The sequence below is a fragment of the Streptomyces alkaliterrae genome (assembly GCF_007097205.2).
Lineage (GTDB): Bacteria > Actinomycetota > Actinomycetes > Streptomycetales > Streptomycetaceae > Streptomyces > Streptomyces alkaliterrae.
The window spans coordinates 1-21,118 of sequence record NZ_VJYK02000068.1; the positions used below are offsets into that span (position 1 = coordinate 1).

Genomic DNA, 21,118 nt, shown 5'->3' on the forward strand with positions numbered 1-21,118 from the left:
ATGGGCTTCCTGCCGGGCATCACCGCCTTCGCGGCGGCGGTGGTGGTTCGGCGGCGGGGCTGACGGTGAGGCATCCGGCGGTCGTCGCCAGGGTGGCGGCGGCGACCGCCAGCGTGGCGACGGCTGCGTGACGGCGCATGGTCGGCCCAACTCCCGCTGGGGAGGGGGAGGTTACGGGCGACGGGGCCGGTCATCAGATCGGGGACGCGGGGGAACGTTCCGCCGGGGAGTGCCGGGTGTCACTACGAGACGTCCACGCGCCACAGGTGGACGCTGCGCGGTGGCACGCTGACCGCCGAGCCGGCCGTTGCCCGGGTGGCGGGGGCGCGGGCCTGCGACTCGCGCGAGGTGTCGACGACCAGCTCGTAGGCGTCCGCCCACGGGGGGCCCGGCAGCGGGAAGTCCAGCGGCTGGTGGCCCGCGTGCAGGACGACGAGGAAGCTCTCGTCGACCACCGGCTCGCCGCGCGCGTCCCGCTGCGGGATGTCCCGTCCGGACAGGTACATGCCCAGCGTGGTGCTCGGCGCGAACCAGTCCGCCTCCGTCATCTCCGAGCCGTCGGCCGCGAACCAGGCCAGGTCGCGCAGCCCCTCCGGCCCGTGCGCCCGGCCGGAGAAGAACGCCTTGCGGCGCAGCACCGGATGCGCGCGGCGGAGGGCGATCAGGCGGGTCGTGAGGTCGAAGAGGTTCCGCCAGGCCGGCTCCTTCAGCAGCGACCAGTCGAGCCAGCCGATGTTGTTGTCCTGGCAGTAGGCGTTGTTGTTGCCGCCCTGCGTGCGGCCCATCTCGTCACCGGCGACGAGCATCGGCACGCCGGTGGACAGCAGCAGCGTGGTGAGCATGTTGCGCAGCTGCCGCCGCCGCAGGGCGTTGACCTCCTCGTTGTTCGTCCTCCCCTCGGCGCCGCAGTTCCAGGACCGGTTGTCGTTCGTGCCGTCGCGGTTGTCCTCGCCGTTGGCCTCGTTGTGCTTGCGCTCGTAACTGACCAGGTCGCGCAGGGTGAAGCCGTCGTGGGCGGTGACGAAGTTGACCGAGGCGTAGGGGCGGCGGCCGCCCCAGGCGTAGAGGTCGCTGGAGCCGGACAGCCGGTAGCCCAGGTCGCGCACGTCCGGCAGGGCGCCGCGCCAGAAGTCCCGTACGGCGTCCCGGTAGCGGTCGTTCCACTCCGTCCACAGCGGCGGGAACGCGCCGACCTGGTAGCCGCCGGACCCCACGTCCCACGGCTCGGCGATCAGCTTGACCCGGCGCAGCACCGGGTCCTGGGCGATCACGGCCAGGAAGGGGGAGAGCATGTCGACGTCGTGCATCGACCGGGCCAGTGCCGCCGCCAGGTCGAAACGGAAGCCGTCGACGCCCATCTCCTGCACCCAGTACCGCAGCGAGTCGGTGATCAGCCGCAGCACCTGCGGCTGGACGACGTGCAGCGTGTTGCCGCAGCCGGTGTAGTCGGCGTAGCGGCGCGGGTCGTCGGCGAGCCGGTAGTAGCCCCGGTTGTCGATTCCGCGCAGCGACAGCATCGGCCCCAGCTCGCTGGCCTCGGCGGTGTGGTTGTAGACCACGTCCAGGATGACCTCGATCCCGGCCTCGTGCAGCCGCCGCACCATCTCCTTGAACTCGCCGACCTGCTGTCCGCGCGTGCCGTACGCGGCGTACGCGCCGTGCGGGGCGAAGTACCCGATGGAGTTGTAGCCCCAGTAGTTGCGCAGGCCGCGCCGCAGCAGATGGTCCTCGTGGGCGAACTGGTGGACCGGCAGCAGCTCCACGGCGGTGACGCCGAGCCGCGTGAGGTGCTCGATCGCCGCCGGGTGGGCCAGGCCCGCGTATGTGCCGCGCAGCTGCTCGGGCACGCCCGGGTGGCGCTTGGTGAAGCCGCGCACGTGCAGCTCGTACAGGACGGTGTCGGCCCACGGCGTCTTCGGACGCCGGTCGTCCAGCCACTCGTCGTCCGCGCCGCTGGTGCCGCCGCTGTGCACCACCACGCCCTTGGGGACGTGCGGCGCCGAGTCGCGGTTGTCGCGGACCGTGTCCGCCAGGTGCTGCTCCGGCCAGTCCCGGACGTGCCCGTACACCTCGGCGGGCAGCGTGAAGTCGCCGTCCACGGCCCGGGCGTACGGGTCGAGCAGCAGCTTGGCCGGATTCCAGCGGGCGCCGGACCACGGGTCCCAGCGGCCGTGTACCCGGTAGCCGTAGCGCTGGCCCGGGCGGACGCCGGGGAGGAAACCGTGCCAGATCTCGTGGGTCAGCTCGGTGAGCGGGTGCCGCGTCTCGTCGCCCGCGTCGTCGAACAGGCACACCTCCACGCCCTCCGCGCCGCCCGCCCACAGCGCGAAGTTGGTGCCCGGCACGCCGTCCGGGCCCAGGTGGTAGCGGGCGCCGAGCGGTTGCGGACTGCCCGGCCACACGGGCCGCCGCGTCGAGCCGTCCCCACGGACGACGGTCCGCCGCGCCTCTCCTGCGGGAGCCGGGGCGGCGGGGCGCGTGCTGCTGGGCCGCTCGGTGCGGCCGGTGGCCGCGTGTGTCTCCGTCATGGGCGTCCTCCCCCTCGGTGGAGCCGCGTAAGGCACCTGGTCGGCGACGCTGTGCAGGGCACGTGGGCAGCCTCCTGCGGCTCGGGTACGAAGGTGTGGGGCGCTCTTCACCGCGATTCTTCCCGTAGGAGGTGCCTCACTCACACGCGTGAGTGCGACCTTTCCCACTGCCGCCGCCGTCCCGCCCGGTCGCACGGCGGGGGCCGGCGCGGCCGTTCTCCGTTGCGCGGAGGGGTACTTGTCCGCGACACGCGTCCCGTCGGGCGGCTTCGGCCGGGTCGGAGCGACCCCGCGCGCGGGGCGCTGTTCGGGTGACGGGGGCTGACGGCATGTCGGGCGTGTCGCGCCCGGCCGGGCGGACGCCCGCCACCGTCCGGTCGTGGTGTCGGGTGGCGCGCTGGTCACGGGCCGGGCGCCGGTCGGAAACCGGGACGGAACGGTGACATTCCAGGGGGCTTCGTACAGGGGTCCCCTGTGGTTCGCTTCTTGTCGGTAGAGCCGATTTCGCCACGTGGTGGCGCAGGGGGCGTGGAGGTCGCGCGGTGACGCGCGGCGGGCAGTGTGAAGGGGAGCCGTCGTGAGGAAGTCCGCGATAGGCGGGTGGCGGTCGCGTGGGGGTCTGGTGGCCGCCGGACTCGGAGTGGTGATGTTGGCGGTGACCGGCTGCGGTGGTGGCGCGGGCGCCGAGGACAAGGGCGGTGAGAAGCCGTCGGACAAGCCGGCCACCGGAGCCTCGACGGCGGTGGTCAAGATCGCACCGAAGGACGGCGCGTCCAACGTGCCGACCACCGGCGGGCTGCGGGTCACCGCGGACAAGGGCCGGCTGACGACCGTCACGGTCAAGGACGACGAGGACCGGGAGGTCGCCGGCCGCCTCACCCGCGGGAAGACGCTGTGGGAGCCGGAGCGCCCGCTGGCCACCGCCACCAGGTACACGGTCAACGCCGTCGCCCGCGACGAGCACGGCCGTGAGGCGGCGCGCAACGCCACCTTCACCACGCTGGTCGCCAAGGACACCTTCGTCGGCTACTTCACCCCGGAGGACGGTTCCACGGTCGGCGTCGGCATGCCCGTGTCGATCAACTTCAACCGGGCCGTCGCCAACCGGGCCGAGGTCGCCCGGGGCATCGAGGTGACGGCGAAGCCCGCCGTCGAGATCAAGGGACACTGGTTCGGCGACCGCCGCCTGGACCTGCGGCCCGAGAAGTACTGGAAGCCCGGCACCAAGGTCACGCTCGACCTGCGGCTGAACGGCGTCGAGGGGGCCGACGGCGTCTACGGCACGCAGGAGAAGAAGGTCTCCTTCACCATCGGCCGGGCGCAGGTGAGCGTCGTCGACGCGGCGAAGAAGACGATGACGGTCCGCCGCGACGGCAAGGTGATCAAGACGATCCCGATCACCACCGGCGCGCCCGGTACCGAGACCTACAACGGCAAGATGGTGATCAGCGAGAAGTACAAGGTCACCCGGATGAACGGCGCCACCGTCGGCTTCGGCGGCGAGTACGACATCAAGGACGTGCCGCACGCCATGCGGCTCAGCACCTCCGGCACGTTCATCCACGGCAACTACTGGGCCGCGAAGAGCACCTTCGGCGCGGCCAACGTCAGCCACGGCTGCGTCGGGCTGCACGACGTGCGCGGCGGCGGCGACCCGGGAGTGCCCGGCGCCTGGTTCTACGGGAAGTCGATGATCGGCGACGTCGTCGAGGTGCGGAACTCCAAGGACCGCACCATCCAGCCGGACAACGGCCTCAACGGCTGGAACATGCCGTGGAGCGAGTGGGGCGCGGGGCAGTGACCCGCGGTGGTCCGGCCCACGCCCCGGCGAGGGCGTAGGCCGGATCACAGCGGCGCACCCACGACACCGGCCGGGCCCGGGGCTAACCTGCCGCCATGACTGTGAATCTTGAGGTCGCGGACGGCGTCGGCACGATCCGGCTGGACCGCCCGCCGATGAACGCGCTCGACATCGCCACCCAGGACCGTCTGCGCGAACTCGCCACCGAGGTCACGCACCGCGAGGACGTGCGGGCCGTGATCCTCTACGGCGGCGAGAAGGTCTTCGCCGCCGGCGCGGACATCAAGGAGATGCGCGAGATGGACCACGCGGCCATGGTCGCCAGGTCCCGCGACCTCCAGGACAGTTTCACCGCCGTCGCCCGCATCCCCAAGCCGGTTGTCGCGGCCGTCACCGGCTACGCCCTCGGCGGCGGCTGCGAGCTGGCGCTGTGCGCGGACTACCGGATCGCCGCCGAGAACGCCAAGCTCGGCCAGCCGGAGATCCTGCTGGGCCTGATCCCCGGCGCCGGCGGTACACAGCGGCTCTCCCGACTGGTCGGCCCGTCCAAGGCCAAGGACCTCATCTTCACCGGACGCATGGTCAGGGCCGAGGAGGCGCTGGCGCTCGGCCTCGTGGACCGGGTCGTGCCGGCCGCCGAGGTCTACGAGCAGGCGCACGCCTGGGCGTCCCGGCTGGCGGCCGGGCCGGCCATCGCGCTGCGCGCGGCGAAGGAGTGCGTGGACGCCGGCCTCGAGGCGGACATCGACACCGGGCTGGCCATCGAACGCAACTGGTTCGCCGGACTGTTCGCCACCGAGGACCGCGAGATCGGCATGCGCAGCTTCGTGGAGGAAGGCCCCGGCAAGGCCAAGTTCCGCTGAGCCGCCCCGCCGCGCTGCGCCCCGACGCGCGTCCGGCACGCCCCCGCGCTCTGCTCACGACGGCCGATCCGCCACGGGTCGGCCGTCGTGGCGGTTCCGCGTCACCCTGGTGTGCAACCGCCGTCAACGTGACATGAGTACAACCTCAAGGGCGACTTAAGCGGTGCCTCGGTTGTCGCTTTCGGTGATCGTCCTCGCACCCGGCGTACCGGACGTCCGCCCAGGTGGCACCCCGGTTACCGACCGGTCGCCCCATCCTGCGGCCCCCTCCGGGCGGCCGCGGCCGCCCGGCGAATCCCGTAGACCCGCGCACATCAGGCCATGTGAGAGGCCATCATGTTGCCCATGGCGGGACGCATGGCGGAACGGGAAGGCGGGGCGCCCGGCGCGCCGACACTCGACTGCGGGGCGGGCCTCGGCCCCGACGATCTCACTACCGTGGCCGACCCCAGCCTCGACGAGGTCCAGCTGCCCAACCGGCCGGAGTCGGCCAAGGTCGCGCGGCAACTCGCCGAGACGGTACTCCTCACCCGGTGGCGACTGCCGGGGCAACTGGCGGAACACACCGTGCTGCTGGTGTCGGAACTGGTCGGCAACGCCGTCCTGCACACCGGCGCGCAGCGGTTCGGGCTGCGGATGTACCGCAACCGGGGCCGCATCCGCGTCGAGGTGCGCGACCCGTCCCGCGGGCTGCCGTGCCTGCTGCCGGTGCAGCCCATGGACACCAGCGGACGCGGGCTGTGGCTGGTGGAACGCCTCTCCGACCGCTGGGGCGTCGACCTCCAGCCGCGCGGCAAGACGACCTGGTTCGAGATGCGCGTCGTCGAGCAGTGACCCCGGGAGGAAGGCTTGCGGGGGAGCCCGGGGAGCCCGGTGTGCCGAGGCGGGACACAATGAACGCGTGGACTACCAGGAACTGCTGCGACACGCCATGAAGGCCGCCCGACCCGTACTGGACCGGGGGCGCCCGGCCGACTACATCCCCGCGCTGGCCTGCGCCGATCCCCAGCGCTTCGGCATGGCGCTGGCGACGGTGGACGGCGAGGTCCACGGTGTGGGGGACTGGCGCGAACCGTTCTCCGTGCAGAGCATCTCCAAACTCTTCGCGCTCGCCCTCGCGCTCTCGCACGGCGGCAACGCCCTGTGGCAGCGGGTGAGCCGCGAGCCGTCCGGCAACCCCTTCAACTCCCTCATCCAGCTGGAGTCCGAGCAGGGCATTCCGCGCAACCCGTTCATCAACGCCGGTGCCCTCGTCGTCACCGACGCGCTGCTCAGCCTCACCGGCGACGCCCGGGGTGCCGTCGTCGACTTCCTGCGGGAGGAGAGCGGCAACCCGGCCATCGACACCGACCGCGCGGTGGCCGAGTCCGAGGCCGGTCACGGCCACCGCAACGCCGCGCTCGCCCACTTCATGGCCTCCTTCGGCAACCTGCACAACCCCGTCGACGACGTGCTGGGCCACTACTTCGCGCACTGCTCGATCAGCGCCGACTGCCGGGACCTGGCACTCGCCGGTGGCTTCCTCGCCCGGCACGGACTGCGCGCCGACGGCAGCCGACTGCTCAGCCGGGGCGACGCCAAACGCATCAACGCCGTTCTGCTGACGTGCGGCACCTACGACGCGGCCGGCGAGTTCGCCTACCGCGTCGGCCTGCCCGGCAAGAGCGGCGTGGGCGGCGGAATCCTCGCCATCGTCCCGGGCCGGGGCGCGGTCTGCGCCTGGAGCCCCGGACTGGACGCCGCCGGCAACTCGGTGGGCGCCCTCGCCGCGCTGGAGGACTTCACCGAGCGCTCCGACTGGTCCGTGTTCTAGGCCCTGGCCGATGCGCGGGACGTGCGCCGTGGCCGGAAGCTGTCGGTTCGTCCGGCGTGGTGCTCTAAGATCCACATTCGACTCAGGGGGTGTGGAGACGGCCATGACCTGTGCCCAGTGCGGCTGGCCGGTCATCGAGGGACCGGAAGGCGGCTACGCCTGCGGCCAGTGCCTGCACACCGTGGAGCCTCCCGGCTACGAGGAGCGCCGGGTCGCCGGCCAGGCCAGGGCCCGCGCGGCGCGCGAGGCCCGTACAGCGCGCCGCCGTCGCGCCGCCGCCCGGAAGTCAGGGCGGCGGAGCGGCCCCCGCGCCCCGGGCGGCACACGCGGCGACGGGTGAGTACCCGCGCCCCGAGCTGACGCACCGCGAACCCCCATCCCGACACGGCGGTCATGTCCTGATTCGGTAACAGCGCCGAACGGGTGACGGCTCGCTGCCTAGCATCGGCGACACGCACCCGGCCGCTCCCGGCCGGCCGCGTTTCCCCGTGCTCGGACGCCGTCCGACGCCCCTTCAGCCCAAGCGGAGCACAGCTGTGTCCAGAACCCCGATACGTCTCCTCCCCGCTACTGCCGTCGTCGCCCTCGCGGCCGGACTGCTCGCGGGGCCCGCCGCGCCCGCCCACGCCGCCGGCTCGGTGCACCTGGCGAAGATCTGGTACGACTCGCCGGGCAAGGACGACCGCTCCAACACCAGCCTCAACGGCGAGTGGGTCCGCATCACCAACAGCACGGCGAAGGACGTCAAACTCACCGGCTGGACCCTGACCGACGCGGCCGGCCACAAGTACACCTTCAGGACGTTCACCCTCAAGGCGGGCAAGTCCGTGACCGTGCGCACGGGCAAGGGCACCAACACCTCGGCGACGGTCTACCAGCAGCGCGCCGCGTACGTCTGGAACAACGACAAGGACACCGCGACGCTGCGCCGCGCCGACGGCGGCCTGCGGGACACCTGCTCCTACAACTCCACCAAGGTCGACTACAAGAACTGCTGACCCGGCCGGCCGCCGCCCGCCGCCCCCGGCCGCCGCCGACCGGGTCAGCGGGCGGCGCGGCGGCCGGAGGCGGCGCGGCGGCGCCGGTCGTTGCACAGCAGGCACCTGCCCCAGCCGGGCGGCAGCGGGTCGTCCTTGTCCCCGTACAGCGGGTCGACGGCGCCGCGCGGATGCTCCCGGCAGCCCGTCGTCCCGCCCAGCTCGCTCTCCATCGCACGCACCGAGGCCAGCGCGCGCCGCAGCGCGTCGGAGACCTCGGCGAGCTGGTCGACCGGCGGGTTGGCCTCCCAGCCGTAGGCGATGTCGGTGGCCGTCTGGAGCGCTGTGCGCAGCTCCCGGACGTCTGAGTAGCTCATACGCCCGAGCTTAGGCCGTACCACCGACAGGCCGCCGACGCTCGTCAGCGGCAGGCCGCCGAGGCCCCGCGGCGGGCCGGCCGCCCAGGTCCGGGGGGCGGGCGGGCCGACTCAGCCGAAGAGCGTGCCGGCCGGTGACGGCGCGAAGAAGGCGGCCACGTCCTCGTCCGTGACCTCCCGCAGCGTCGGCGGCGACCAGCGCGGCGAGCGGTCCTTGTCGACGATCTGCGCCCGCACCCCCTCCACCAGATCGGGTGAGCGCAGCGCCGCGCTGGAGACCCGGAACTCCTGTTCCAGCGCCTCCTCCAGGCCGCCCAGCCGCCGCGCCAGCCGCAGCGCGCGCAGCGTGACCTTCAGCGAGGTCGGCGACTTGGCGTGGATGTGCTCGGCGGCCTCCTTGGCCTCCGGCAGGTCCTCCGCCAACAGGGCGGCCAGCACGTCCTCGACGCGGTCGGCGGCGTAGCAGCGGTCGATCCACTCGCGCTGTCCGGCCAGCTCGCCCGGCGCCGGCTCGGTGGCGAACCGGGCCAGCGCCCGGTCCGGCCGCTCCTCGGCGAGCGCGTCCCGCAGCTCGGGCAGTCGGTCGGCCGGTACGTGGTGGTCGGCGAGTCCGCACAGCACGGCGTCGGCGGCGCCGACCGCTCGCGCGGTCAGCGCCAGATGGGTGCCCAGCTCGCCGGGGGCGTGGGCCAGCAGCCAGGTGCCGCCCACGTCCGGCACGAAGCCGATACCGGTCTCCGGCATCGCCACCCGCGACCGCTCCGTGACGACCCGCACCCGGCCGTGCGCGGAGACACCCACGCCGCCGCCCATCACGATGCCGTCCATCAGCGCCACGTACGGCTTGGGATAGGAGGCCACCAGCGCGTTGAGCCGGTACTCGTCCCGCCAGAACGCCAGGCTGGCCTCGCCGCCGGACCGGGCGTCCTCCCGGATCGCCCGGATGTCGCCGCCCGCGCACAGCCCGCGTTCGCCGGCGCCGGAGACGACCACCACCTCCACCGAGTCGTCCGCCCGCCAGGCCGTCAGCGCCTCGGTCAGCCGCCGGACCATGTGGTGGTTGAGCGAGTTGAGCGCGCGGGGGCGGTTGAGGGTGAGGTACCCGGCCCGCCCTCGCCGCTCGACATGCACCTCGGGCTGCTCGCCGCCGGGCTGGTCACTGTGGTCTCGCATGCTGCGGTCTTCCCCTCCGGATCGAACGCGCCGAACGCGCCGCGCCCGCGCCCGACCCTACGACCGCCACCCGCCACCTGACCAGCGCGACCCGACCAACGCGTACCGGCCGGCGCGGCCCGACCGCGGCGGTGTCCGTCAGCCGAGGCCGGTGACGTGGCGCTGGGCGTCGAGCGGACCGGCCAGCCCGGTGTCGTGGTGTCCGGCGGGGCCGTCCGCCGGGCTCAGGTCGATGTCGGCGACGACCCGGGTGCCCCGCGGCGAGGGCAGTGTCGCGGTGCGCGAGGCGTACGCCTCGACCAGGGGCAGTCCCCGGCCGCACGGCACGTCGGCGTCCAGCGGTTCCACCCGGGGCTCCTGCCGGGGACGCCAGTGGCCGGAGTCCCGCACCTCCACACGCAGCGTGTCGGGGGAGACGGTGAGGAACAGCGAGACCTCCGGGCTGTCGCTGTGCAGCACGGCGTTGGCGACGAGTTCGGTGACGATCACCGACACCGCCTCCTGCACCCGCTCCGAGAGCAGCCAGCAGCGGGCCATCCCACTCGCGAAGTGCCGCATGGCAGGGGCCGCCTCCCGGGTCGCGGCCAGACAGCAGGACGCCCGGGTGGTCATCGCGGCCGCGGTGACCTCCTCCGGCCGGGGACCCAGGACCGGCCGCCCGGCGGTGCCCCGTGCGGCAGACCGGCCGGGCGCGCTCTCGCCCGGGCAGGTCAGGACCGCGCTGGACCACGGCTGTGCTGCTGTGCTCATCAGTGCTCCTTAGCCGCCACGCCGGCTCCCGGCGCCGCGACCGCTTCGCGCGGTCTCGCGAGGTTTTGTCACCGGTGGTGGTGCCAAGCTGCCCGCCTCGGTGGACACTGTGCAATCAGGGACCTCGGAAGTACGTATACGCAAAGAAAGCGAAAACGCCGCATGACTCCACAGGAAAGCGGGAACGTCACGGAAAGTGACCAGGAGGCCCTGCGGCGGACGGGCGCCCTGCTCACCTCGGGTGACGACCCCGTGGTCCTGCTGCTCGCCGGGGCGGCCGGCACGGGCAAGAGCGAGCTGGTGCGCCGACTGCTCTCCCTCCCCGAGCCGGCCGCCGCGCCGCGCCTGGAGCTGCGCTGCACGCGACACGACCTTGTCGCCCTTGTCGCCCCGGACGGAGACCGAGACGGAGACCGAGACGGCGCAGGTGCCGCCGATCCGGGCGGGGCGAGCGCCCTGACCCGGCTGGCGGCACTCGCCCGCGGCACCGGCCGCCGGCTGCTGGTCGTCGACGACGTGCACTTGGCGAACGAACCCGTCGCCGCCGTCCTGCGCGACCTGCTCGAACGCCCGTCGGCGGGGCTGAGCGTCGTCCTCGCCCACCGCCCCGAGGAGCTGCCGCACCCGGGTCTGCCGCTGCGTGAACCCGTGGGCTACCCAGCCGAGTTGACCGTGCTGCACCAGGAACTCGGCCCGCGTGACGAGGAGTGGACGTGCCGTGCCGCACTCGCCGCGCTCGGCGCCGACCGGGTCGGGCCCGACCTGGTGGCCCGGCTGCACCGGCTCTCCGGCGGCGTCGCCCAGGTCGTCGCCGACCTGCTGCGGATACTCGCCGCCGGTGGCCTCGACGACCGGCGGCGCCGGACCGCCGCCGACGTCGACGCCGCCGGAGTGCCGCCGCGCCTGGCCGACCTGGTGCTCGGCCGCGCCGCCCGGCTCACCGGCGCCGCCCGCGAACTGGCCCACGCCGCCGCCGTGCTGGACGAGCCGGCCAGCCTGCGGGAGCTGGCCCGCACCGCCGGGCTGCCGCCGGCCGAGGCCGCGCCGGCGCTGACCGCCGCCCTTGCCGCCGCCGTCGTCCAGCAACTCGCCGCCGACCGGTACGGCTTTGCCGTCCCGCTCGCCGCGCGGGCGCTCGCGGCCCGCATACCGGGGCCCGAACGGGCCCGGCTGCACCGCGCCGCCGGTGAGGTGCTGGCCGGCAGGCAGCCGGTGCCGTGGGCGCGTGTCGCCGAACACCGCCGCGACAGCGGGCACTTCGGTGGTTGGGCTCGGGCCGTCGAGCGCGCCGCCTCCGGCTGCGCCCAGCGCGGCGAGCACCAGCGGGCGGTGCGGCTGCTGGAGGAGGCGCTGGGTCATCCCTCGCTGCCCGCGCAGGCCCGGGTCCGGCTGGCTCCGCTGCTCGCCAACAGCGCGGTGGTCGGCTTGCGTTCGGACCAGACGGTCGGCGTGCTGCGGCACATCGTGGAGGACCGGGAGCTGCCCGCCGAGGTCCGTGGCCGGGTCCGGCTCGACCTCGGACTGCTGCTCGCCAACCAGCTCGGCCTGGCGGTCGAGGGCCGGGCGGAGATGGAGCGCGCGGTGGAGGAGCTGGGCGACCAGCCCGCCCTGACGGCCCGGGTGATGTCCTCGCTGGCGATCCCCTACTGGCCCACCGCGTCCTTCGGTCACTGCATGTCCTGGCTCAGGCGGGCGCAGCGCGCCGCCGAGGACAGCGGGGACGAGACCGTGAAGCTGGCCGTCGCCGCGAACACCGTCTCCGTGCTGCTGGGTATCGGCGACCCGGACGCCTGGCGGCTGCTGGACGAGCTGCCGCGCGACGGCATCGATCCGGCCGACTCCCAGCACGTCGCCCGGGGCCTGTGCAACTGTGCGGACGCCGCCGTGCTCCTCGGCCACTACGACCGGGCGGCCAAGCTGCTGGAGGAGGGCCTGTACCACTCGGCCCGCAGCGGCGCGTCCTACCAGGAGCAGACCGGACACGGCACCGGGCTGCTGCTGGACTGGTCCACCGGTCGGTGGGCCGGTCTCGCCGGGCGCTGCGAGGCGCACGTGGCCGAGTCCGGGCAGATGCCGATGATCGCCGAGGACGCCCGCGTGGTACTCGGCCAACTCGCGCTCGCCCGTGGCGACTGGACGCAGATGGGCCAGTGGCTGGACGGCGAGGGCATCCCGGCGCCCGCGCAGGGCTCGGTGCCGTTGGTGGCGGCGGCGTCCGGGGCGCGTATCCGACTCGCCCTGGCCCGGGACGACGTGCCCGGCGCCGCGAAGGAGGCGGCGGAGGCCTGGGCGCGGATGCGCAAGTCCGAGGTGTGGGTGTGGGCGGCCGAACTCGCGCCGTGGGCCGTCGAGGCGACCGTACGGCACACCGGCGCCACCGACGCCCACGAGATGGTCACCGAGTTCGCCGCCGGGTTGGAGGGCCGCGACGCGCCCTCGGCGCGGATCGCGCTGCTGTGGTGCCAGGCCCTGCTCGCCGAGGCCGACGGCGAACCCGCCACCGCCGTGGATCTCCTCGGCCGGGCCGGCGAGCGGTACGCGGAGCTCGGCCGCCCCTACCAGCGCGCACTCACCGCCGAGGCCCGCTTCCGCTGCGCGCACGCCGCCGAGGACGGCGGGCTGACCCCCGACACCGACCAACTCACCGAGGCGGTCGAGACGTTCGTCGAGCTCGGCGCGATCTGGGACGCCTCCCGCGCCCGCGCCCTGCTCCGCGCCCACCGCCCCGAACGCGGCCGCCGCTCCCCGGGGCGCCCCGGCTACGGAGACCGCCTCTCGCCGCGCGAACGCGAGGTGGCCGAACTGGCCGCCGCCGGCCTCACCAACCGGGAGATCGGCGCCACGCTGCACCTGTCGCCGCGCACGGTCGAACAACACGTCGCACGTGCGATGCGCAAGCTCGGCATCCAGTCCCGGCAGGACCTCGTCCCGGACTGATCAGCCGCCCGCTCTCCGCTCGCGACGCCCGCGGCGCCGGCCCGCCGACCGGGTCCCGTCCGCTCAGCGGACGCCGGGCGCTTGCCCGTAAACCGGCTCTGACCAGGCGATTGTGGCCAAGTACGGCATAGCGGCGGGCCCGAGTTAATTAGGTATCCGTAGATCACCGGACGCGTATTCCGGTGGCGCCGCCGACGCCCTAGCTTCTACCCAACCAGTCGGTCGGACACACGTTCGCGGTGGTGGGCATCCATCGCGAACGCCGCCCGGGGGAAAACACCTTCGGCCTGTCGGCGACGGTGACGCGCCGCGGTGCGAGTCCACAAGACCAGCCACCGCACGGACCACGCACGTCACCGCCGACACGCCCTCGCACGGCAGAACGGCGGGGCTCAGCCCGGCGACCGTCGCGGGCGCCCCGCGCGCCCGTCCGCCGGCCCCGCCTCCCACCGTGCCGCCTTCGCCAACCCTCCACACCGGTACCGGCGTGTGCAGCCGGGCCCGGCTTCGAAAGGCAGCACCGTTGAACAGACCACTCACGCGTGCCCGGAAGACCTCACGCCGCGCACGTATATCCCTTCTCGCGCTCGCCACGGCGACCGCCGTGGGCGTGGGCGTGCTCACTCCCGCCATGGCCGGCGCGAACGACGCGCCCCGGGCGCCCGAGGCCGCCAAGGCCCCCGCCGACAACGCGCAGGCAGCCGAACTCCCCCCGCAGACCCGGGTGGAGAGGCTCATCGTCGGCTACAAGAACAAGTCCGAGGAGTCCGGCTCCAACGCCGCGGCCCGCAAGGACATCGCGGCCAAGGCCCGCAAGGCCGGCGAGAAGCTCGGCTTCGACCGCCGCCTGGGCACCGGCGCCGCCGTCGTCGACCTGGGCAAGGAACTCAGCCGCACCGAGGCGTCCGAGGTCATGGCGACCTTCAAGGCCGATCCGGACGTGGCCTACGTCGAGCCCGACACCCGGATGTACGCCTTCGCCACGCCCAACGACACCGACTACGCGAAGCAGTGGGACCTCTTCGAGGCCCGCGCCGGCATGAACGTGCCCGAGGCGTGGGACACCGCGACCGGCAACGGCGTCACCGTCGCCGTCATCGACACCGGCTACGTCTCGCACTCCGACCTCAACGGCAACACCGTCGCCGGCTACGACTTCATCTCCGACGCCGGCAACGCCCGGGACGGCAACGGCCGCGACAGCGACCCGAGCGACACCGGAGACTGGCGTGCCGCCGGCGAGTGCGGCCCCGACACCCGCGCCTCCGACTCCTCCTGGCACGGCACCCACGTCGCCGGCACCATCGGCGCGATCGCGAACAACAACAAGGGCGTCGCCGGCGTCGCCCACCGGGCGAAGATCCAGCACGTCCGGGTGCTCGGCAAGTGCGGCGGTTCCACCGTCGACATCGCCGACGCCATCACCTGGGCGTCCGGCGGTTCCGTCCCCGGCGTGCCGGCCAACCCCAACCCGTCCAAGGTCCTCAACCTCAGCCTCGGCGGCCCCGGCAGCTGCGGCACGACCACGCAGAACGCCATCAACGGCGCCGTCGGGCGGGGCAGCACGGTTGTCGTCGCCGCCGGCAACAGCGACCAGAACGCCTCCGGCTTCACCCCGGCCAACTGCAACAACGTCATCACGGTCGCCGCGAGCAACCGCAACGGCGACCGCGCCCGCTACTCCAACTACGGCGCCACCATCGACGTCACCGCCCCCGGCGGCGAGACCCACGTCTCGGCCGCCAACGGCATCCTGTCCACCCTCAACAGCGGCACCCGCGGCCCGTCCACCGAGAACTACCGGGCCTACCAGGGCACCAGCATGGCCGCCCCGCACGTCGCCGGCCTCGCCGCGCTGATGCTGGAGGCCAAGCCGTCGCTCACCCCGGCCCAGATCGAGTCCGCGATCAAGGCCAACGCCCGTCCACTGCCCGGCACCTGCTCCGGCGGCTGCGGCGCCGGTCTGGCCGACGCGGCCAAGACGCTGCGGGCCGTCACCGGAGGCGGCGGCGACACCGGCAACCCGCCGGCCGGCCGCACCTTCGAGAACACCACCCGGCTCAACATCCCCGACACCGGCCGGTCCGTGACCTCGTCCATCAACGTGACGGGTGTCAGCGGCAACGGCCCGAGCGACCTGCGGGTGGCCGTCGACATCCGGCACACCTACCGCGGTGACCTCGTCGTCGACCTGGTCGCGCCGAACGGGAACAGCGTCCGGCTGAAGAACTCCTCGGCCTCGGACAACGTCGCCAACCTCAACCAGACGTACACCGTCAACGCCAGCCAGGTCGCGGCGAACGGCACCTGGCGGCTGCGGGTCACCGACGTCTACCGCGGCGACACCGGCTACCTCAACGCCTGGAGCCTGACCTTCTGACACCGCGACCGGCCCTGACGCCGGTCCCGCACACCCTGCCGTGCCGCCGCCACCATCCGGGGGCCCGGCGGTGGCGGCGGCGGCCCCGACCCACCCGGCCGGGGCCGCCGCCGCGTGTTCCCCGCCGGTACGTCAGCGCTCCCCGCCGTCGTCCTCGGAGGCGCCCGTCTCCTCACGCCGCCCGATCCCGCGCCGCACCTGTACGGCCTTCCGCCGGGCCCGGTTCGCGCGGCGGGTGACGGCCCGGCGGCGGTCCGCCAACTCGGCCCGGAACATTCCCGGCGGCGGCCCGCCCAACTGCGGGAAGTCCTGCCGCAGCGCGCGCAGCAGCGAGAACATCATCAGGAAGCCGAGCACGAAGAACGGCAGTCCGACGACGGTGATCACCTGCTCCAGCGCCGTCAGCCCGCCGGTCCCGGTCGCCGCGATCAGCGTGCCGGCCACCACGCCCTCGGTGATCGCCCAGAAGACCCGCTGCCGCGTCGGGCTGGCCTGTTCCGTCTTCCCCACGCAGAGCAGGTCCACCACCAGGGACGCCGAGTCGGAGGAGGTGGTGAAGAAGATGACCACGATGAACACCGACACGGCGGCGACGAACGTCGACAGCGGGAAGTTGTTCAGGAAGGCGAACAGCGCACCGGGGATGTCGCCCTGGTCGACGACCTCCGCCACCAGGTCCGCCTCGCCCTCCATCTGGAGGTTGATCGCGGACAGCCCGAACACGCTGAACCACACGACGGTGAACGCCGTCGGCAGCATCAGCACGCCCGTCACGAACTCGCGGATCGTCCGGCCCTTGGAGATCCGCGCGATGAAGATGCCCACGAACGGCGACCAGGTGATCGTCCACGCCCAGTAGAAGACCGTCCAACTGCCCTGCCAGCCGGTGTCGCCGAACGTGTCGTTCCAGAACGACAGCGGCACCAGCCAGCTCAGGTACGTGCCCGTCGTCTCGATCACGCCGCGCAGCAGGAACAGCGTGGACCCCGTCACCAGGACGAAGAGCATCAGGGCGATGGCGATGCTGATGTTGAAGTTCGACAGCCGCTTGATGCCCCTGTCGAGACCGGCCACGACCGAACCCGTCGCGATGAGCGTGACCACCGTGATGATCAGGATCTGGACCAGCCGGTTCTCCGGCACGTCGAACAGGTCCGCCAGACCGCTGTTGATCTGCATCGTGCCCAGCCCGATGGAGACCGCCACCCCGAACAGCGTGCCCATCACCGCCGTGATGTCGATCGCCCGGCCCACCGGCCCGTGGATGCGCTCGCCGAGCAGCGGGTGCAGGATCGAACTCACCCGGTACGGCAGTCCGCGCCGGTGCACGAAGTACGCGAACGACAGCGCGGGCAGGCAGAAGATGGTCCACGTGTGCAGCCCGAAGTGGTACAGCGAGTAGCCCATCGCCATCTGTGCCGCCTCGACGGACTCCGGCTCCACGTCCGTCTGCGGCGGATTCGCGAAGTGGCTGATCGGCTCGGCCACACCCCAGAACATCAGGATCGTGCCGATACCGGCGGCGAACAGCATCCCGAACCACGCCCGGTTGCTGTACTCCGGCCGGGCCTCCTGCCCGCCGAGCCTGATGTGCCCATAGCGGCTCAGCGCGATCCACAGCAGGAAGACCAGGAACGTCGTCACTCCCAGGATGTAGAACCACCCGAGACTGCTCTTCAGCCAGTCCGAGGCGGCCCGGAAAACGCTGTCCACCTGGTCGGTCAACCCGATGGCGGTCACGACGAAGACAAACGTCAGCGCCGCCGAGGTGAAGAAGATGACCGGATCCGTCCGCAGGCCGAGCCGTCGTGCGAGTCGTTCCAGCAAACCGAGCAAGAAGCACCCCCGACGAGTCGTCGCACTGTGATCCGGCTCACAGCCCCGTCACGCTACCCCAGCGTCTACCCGGCCCGGGGAATTGCCACGCCCTCCCTTTCCGGACGGTCTCGTCCGGAAAGGGAGGGCGGATGCGGTGCGTCGCTCGAGTGGGTCGCTCGACTACCTGGCCAGCGACTTGCGCGCGCTGGTGACCTGGCAGGAGTACACAAAGCGGTCGTTGGTGGAGTACGACGCGTGCGGGCGCACGGTCCGGTCGCCGCCGGCGTTGACCGTCACCGTCTGGTAGTCGGTCCTGAGCGTCCGGGTCGCGATGGTCGAGGACGGGCTGGTACCGACCCGGAAGGCCACCGTGAAGGAGTAGGTGAACGCGTGCTCGCTGGAGGAGTTCTGGATGGTCACGTCGTAGTTGATGCGTGCGCTGCCCCGGTCGTAGCGGCAGTTCTGCCCGACGACCTCGCCGAGGGCGTTCGGGTTGAACGTCGGCGGAGGCGTGTAACCGCCCGTGGTGCCACCGGAGGAGAGCCCGCCGCTGGTACCGCCCGAGCTCAGGCCGCCCGTGGAGCCCCCGGAGCTGAGTCCACCGGTCGTGCCCCCGGAGCTGAGGCCGCCGCTGGTGCCGCCCGAGCTGAGACCGCCCGTGGACAGGTTCGGCGGGCTGAGGGACGGCAGCGGCGGCATGGTCGGCGGCGACGGAGCGTCCCCGAGTCCGCCGAACGCCTTGTCCTTCGGCTGGTCGGCGCAGCCGGCGAGGCCGACGACGGCGGTGAGGGCGATGACGGCGGCGCCCACGGCGCGGCGAGTTCGCATGATGGTTCCCCCGAGTACTGACGGTTCAGCAGGTGCGGGCCGTGCGCGACGGCCGAAGAGCACAGGAAGGGTATCGGATGGCCCATCGCGCGCCGGCGGCCGTGCGCCCGCGCGCGGCGTCTGTAGCACGCCCGTGTCCCGGCCGTGTCCCCGCTGTGGCCTGCCGCGGGCAGGTACCGCCTCGGGCTCCCCGCCGACGGACGCCCTTGGTACCTTGACCGCGCACAGCAACTGTGCTTCGACGAACACGCTTCACTCTCGGGGGAACCATGAGCCAGCCCTGGCAGCCGCCGCAGCCGCCCCAGAACAATCCCTACGGCCAGCCCGGCCAGCCGCCCGCGCCGCAGCAGCCGCCCGGCTACGGCTACCCGCAGCAGCCGCCCCAGCCGATGGGCCCCGGCTACGGGTACCCGCAGCAGCCGGGCTACCCGCAGCAGCCCGGCTACCCGCAGCCGGGCTTTCCGCAGCCGGGCTTCCCGCCGCCGCCCGGTGGCCGTGGCAACGTCGGCAAGGCGTTCCTCTTCGCCTGGCTCGTCTCCGGCGGCCTCTCCGCCGCCTACATCCTGATGCTCGTCCTCAGCTACGAGGACCTGTCGCTGATCGGGCTGCGGATCAGCTACATCGTCCTGGCGCTCGCGCTCGCCGCCGCCGTCGGCACGGTCGCGGGCCGCGCGGGCGGCCGCAAGACGGCCGCGCACGTCATCGCGGCCGTGTTCGCGACGCTCACCGCGTTCTTCGCCGTCACCAACGGTTACGTGGCGACACTGCTCGACGCGGGCGGCGCGGACATGCTGGAGATGATGCTCGAACACAAGCCGGGCGCGCCCGCCGAGTTCTGGTGGAAGCGCCTCAACGGCGCCATCGCGCTGCTGGGCCTGGCCGTCGCCGGCGGCGGTGCCTTCACCATGGCCCACCTGGTGGGCAAGAAGCAGCGCCCGTAGGCACCGCGCGGCGGGGGGACGGAAACAGCAGAGCGGGTGTGCGCCGAGTCCGGCGCACACCCGCTCTTGTCTGTCCCGACGGTTCAGATCAGCACAGGACCGTCTTGCGGTAGCTGCCGATGCCCTCGTACGTCCACTTCTTGTTCGCCCCGGGCTTGAGCGTCCAGCACGGGCTGTCCTTGCCCAGCCGGATGTCGACCTTCACCTTCTTGGTGGTCTTGCAGTTGTTCGTCAGGCTGACGTAGACGTACCGGTTGGCGGTGTCGCCGTCGATGTAGCGGTTCACGCACGAGGGCGCGGTGTCGCCGGCCTTCGCCTGGGCGGCCGGCGCGGTGGCGACGACCGAGAGTCCGGCCGCGGCGAGCGCCATGGCCGTGACCGAGGTCTTCCTGATCCAGGACATGCTGTTCCTTTCCCCGTTCGGGTACTGCGGTGGTGCGGTCACGGGTCACCGAGGTGACCCCCACTGATCGAAACCCGCGTGCGCCATGCCCACAACCTGTGACGTCATAGGGTCGACACGCCAGACGAGGGGGACACGGCGATGGACACGTGGGCCGGGGAAGCGGCAGCGGAACGGGTGGCGTACGGCGCGCGGTTGGAGACTGTGCTGGACGTGGACGACCCGCGCCGATGGCTCGAGTTCGACATCGGTGTGCGGACGATCGGGTTGTACCGGGCCGAGCTGCTCCCGACCCTGGCCGAGATCGCCGGGCGGCCCGACCTGCTTTGCGGACCGCCCGGCGCTCCTCCGCGACGCGGGCCGAGTGACAGGCGGTTGGCGCTGGCGCTGTGCCACCCCGACGGCCGCGTGCGCGAGGCGGCGCTGGCCCCGGCGGCAGAACGCCCGGCCCTGCTCCCGCTGGTCGCAGTGCGATGCGCGGACTGGGCGCCGGTGGTGCGGGGCCGGGCCCGGCGACTGATGGAGGCCGCGCTGTCGACGCTGCCACCGGACCGCCTTGCCCTGCTGGCTCCGCACCTGCTGAGGCTCGCCCGTCGCGGACGCGGCGAGTGGGGAGCGGACCTCCTGCGCGACACCGTGCGTGCGGAGAACGCCCGACGGCTACCGGCGCTGCTCGACGCGGACGACCGGGTGGTGCGCCGCTTCGCCCACCGGCTGGCCGTGGCGGACGGCCGTCTCCCGCCGGTGACCCTCGCCCGGACAGCGGCGGCCGACCGCGACGTGGTGGTGCAGCGGCTGTGCGCAGACGCCGTGCCGGCCCACGTCGGGAAGGGCTGTCCCGAAGAGGTGATCGGCCCACTGCTGAACGCCCGTGGCGCGCACGCGCGTTCAGCCGGAGTGACGGCGCTGCGGCGGGCGGGCCGGCCGGACCGGGCGGAACCCTTCCTCGTCGACCGCTCGGCGCTGGTCCGGGCGTGCGCGCGCTATGTGCTGCGGCAGCACGGCGACGATCCGCCGTCCCGCTACCGCGCCTGGTGCGCGGACGCCGCCCGGCTGGACCTGCCGCCGTGGGCGGCGGTCGGCCTGGCCGAGTGCGGGCGGCGGACGGACGCCGCGCTGCTGTGGCCGCTGGTCGGACACCCGGACGCGGCCGTCCGGGCGCGGGCGGTGACGGGCCTGCGGCTCCTGGACGCCGCCGACGCCTCGCGGCTGTGGCCGCTGCTGGCGGACGAGGCGCCGGCGGTGGCGCGGGAGGCGGCGACCGCCCTGCTGCCCTCGGCCCTGGCGGTCCCGATGGAATGGCTTTCCCGATGCGTCGGCCCGGAGCGGCCGGTGCACACCAGGAAGGCCGCCTGCCGGCTGCTGCTCGCCGCCGGCGGGGCGGAGCGGCTACGAACGCTGCGGGCTCTGGCGGACGATCCGGATGAGCGGATCCGAGCCCGGGCGCGGTCCGCCCTCCGGCTCCGGCGGGTCTGAGCCGACGCCGGCGGGCGGGCTCGGGCGGAGGCGGGCTCAGGTGGCGGCGGGCC

At 73.2% G+C, this 21,118-nt stretch carries 17 protein-coding genes; 10 read left to right on the top strand and 7 right to left on the bottom strand.

The features are described 5' to 3' along the window. Window positions 1-242: 242 nt before the first annotated feature. Complete coding sequence (glgX, locus tag FNX44_RS09035) at window positions 243-2,528, bottom strand: glycogen debranching protein GlgX (RefSeq protein WP_143647483.1); 2,286 nt, start codon at window positions 2,526-2,528, stop codon at window positions 243-245. A gap of 646 nt (window positions 2,529-3,174) precedes the next feature. Between glgX and FNX44_RS09040 the strand changes: the two genes are divergently transcribed. The 6 genes from FNX44_RS09040 (at window position 3,175) to FNX44_RS09065 (ending at window position 8,003) form a co-directional block, all read left to right on the top strand. Beyond that, window positions 3,175-4,329, top strand: coding sequence for a L,D-transpeptidase (locus FNX44_RS09040; protein WP_143647497.1), 1,155 nt, complete (start codon window positions 3,175-3,177; stop codon window positions 4,327-4,329). Window positions 4,330-4,424: 95 nt separating this feature from the next. After that, window positions 4,425-5,192, top strand: coding sequence for an enoyl-CoA hydratase/isomerase family protein (locus tag FNX44_RS09045; protein WP_143647484.1), 768 nt, complete (start codon window positions 4,425-4,427; stop codon window positions 5,190-5,192). A gap of 345 nt (window positions 5,193-5,537) precedes the next feature. Beyond that, the gene (locus FNX44_RS09050) at window positions 5,538-6,026 is read left to right on the top strand and encodes an ATP-binding protein (protein ID WP_228449766.1); all 489 of its coding nucleotides are present in this window, start codon (window positions 5,538-5,540) and stop codon (window positions 6,024-6,026) included. 67 nt (window positions 6,027-6,093) lie between these two features. Further along, window positions 6,094-7,005 (top strand): glutaminase, encoded by a 912-nt coding sequence (locus FNX44_RS09055; RefSeq protein WP_323369171.1) that lies wholly within the window; start codon window positions 6,094-6,096, stop codon window positions 7,003-7,005. Between the two features lie 103 nt (window positions 7,006-7,108). Beyond that, entirely contained in the window at window positions 7,109-7,345 is a 237-nt protein-coding gene (locus FNX44_RS09060) for a hypothetical protein (protein WP_143647486.1), read from the top strand. 196 nt (window positions 7,346-7,541) lie between these two features. Beyond that, window positions 7,542-8,003 (top strand): lamin tail domain-containing protein, encoded by a 462-nt coding sequence (locus FNX44_RS09065; protein ID WP_143647487.1) that lies wholly within the window; start codon window positions 7,542-7,544, stop codon window positions 8,001-8,003. 44 nt (window positions 8,004-8,047) lie between these two features. Here the strand turns inward: FNX44_RS09065 and FNX44_RS09070 are convergent, their stop codons facing one another. The 3 genes from FNX44_RS09070 to FNX44_RS09080 all read right to left on the bottom strand — a co-directional run bounded on the left by FNX44_RS09070 (window position 8,048) and on the right by FNX44_RS09080 (window position 10,282). Next, window positions 8,048-8,359 carry a hypothetical protein gene (locus FNX44_RS09070; RefSeq protein WP_143647488.1) on the bottom strand — a complete coding sequence of 104 codons (312 nt, stop codon included), beginning with the start codon at window positions 8,357-8,359 and terminating at the stop codon, window positions 8,048-8,050. A gap of 111 nt (window positions 8,360-8,470) precedes the next feature. Beyond that, complete coding sequence (locus tag FNX44_RS09075; RefSeq protein ID WP_143647489.1) at window positions 8,471-9,532, bottom strand: enoyl-CoA hydratase/isomerase family protein; 1,062 nt, start codon at window positions 9,530-9,532, stop codon at window positions 8,471-8,473. A gap of 138 nt (window positions 9,533-9,670) precedes the next feature. Then, complete coding sequence (locus FNX44_RS09080; RefSeq protein WP_143647490.1) at window positions 9,671-10,282, bottom strand: ATP-binding protein; 612 nt, start codon at window positions 10,280-10,282, stop codon at window positions 9,671-9,673. A 162-nt stretch (window positions 10,283-10,444) separates the two neighbouring features. Here FNX44_RS09080 and FNX44_RS09085 point away from each other — a divergent pair, with 162 nt between their 5' ends. Together FNX44_RS09085 and FNX44_RS09090 are read left to right on the top strand one after the other, a co-directional pair. Then, complete coding sequence (locus FNX44_RS09085) at window positions 10,445-13,219, top strand: helix-turn-helix transcriptional regulator (protein ID WP_143647491.1); 2,775 nt, start codon at window positions 10,445-10,447, stop codon at window positions 13,217-13,219. A gap of 631 nt (window positions 13,220-13,850) precedes the next feature. Further along, a complete protein-coding gene (locus FNX44_RS09090) occupies window positions 13,851-15,599 on the top strand; it encodes a S8 family peptidase (RefSeq protein ID WP_143647492.1) in 1,749 nt (582 codons plus the stop codon). A gap of 132 nt (window positions 15,600-15,731) precedes the next feature. Here the strand turns inward: FNX44_RS09090 and FNX44_RS09095 are convergent, their stop codons facing one another. Continuing rightward, the gene (locus tag FNX44_RS09095; RefSeq protein ID WP_143647493.1) at window positions 15,732-17,426 is read right to left on the bottom strand and encodes a BCCT family transporter; all 1,695 of its coding nucleotides are present in this window, start codon (window positions 17,424-17,426) and stop codon (window positions 15,732-15,734) included. A gap of 171 nt (window positions 17,427-17,597) precedes the next feature. After that, window positions 17,598-18,245 (bottom strand): hypothetical protein, encoded by a 648-nt coding sequence (locus FNX44_RS09100; protein WP_143647494.1) that lies wholly within the window; start codon window positions 18,243-18,245, stop codon window positions 17,598-17,600. A 269-nt stretch (window positions 18,246-18,514) separates the two neighbouring features. Between FNX44_RS09100 and FNX44_RS28550 the strand changes: the two genes are divergently transcribed. Beyond that, window positions 18,515-19,186 carry a hypothetical protein gene (locus FNX44_RS28550; protein ID WP_181355576.1) on the top strand — a complete coding sequence of 224 codons (672 nt, stop codon included), beginning with the start codon at window positions 18,515-18,517 and terminating at the stop codon, window positions 19,184-19,186. An 88-nt stretch (window positions 19,187-19,274) separates the two neighbouring features. On the opposite strand, the gene FNX44_RS09110 is transcribed toward FNX44_RS28550, so the two are convergent. Beyond that, on the bottom strand, window positions 19,275-19,589 hold the full coding sequence (locus tag FNX44_RS09110) for an alpha-amylase inhibitor (protein WP_143647495.1): 315 nt from the start codon (window positions 19,587-19,589) through the stop codon (window positions 19,275-19,277). Window positions 19,590-19,730: 141 nt separating this feature from the next. Here FNX44_RS09110 and FNX44_RS09115 point away from each other — a divergent pair, with 141 nt between their 5' ends. Continuing rightward, complete coding sequence (locus tag FNX44_RS09115; RefSeq protein ID WP_143647496.1) at window positions 19,731-21,065, top strand: hypothetical protein; 1,335 nt, start codon at window positions 19,731-19,733, stop codon at window positions 21,063-21,065. Window positions 21,066-21,118: the final 53 nt, after the last annotated feature.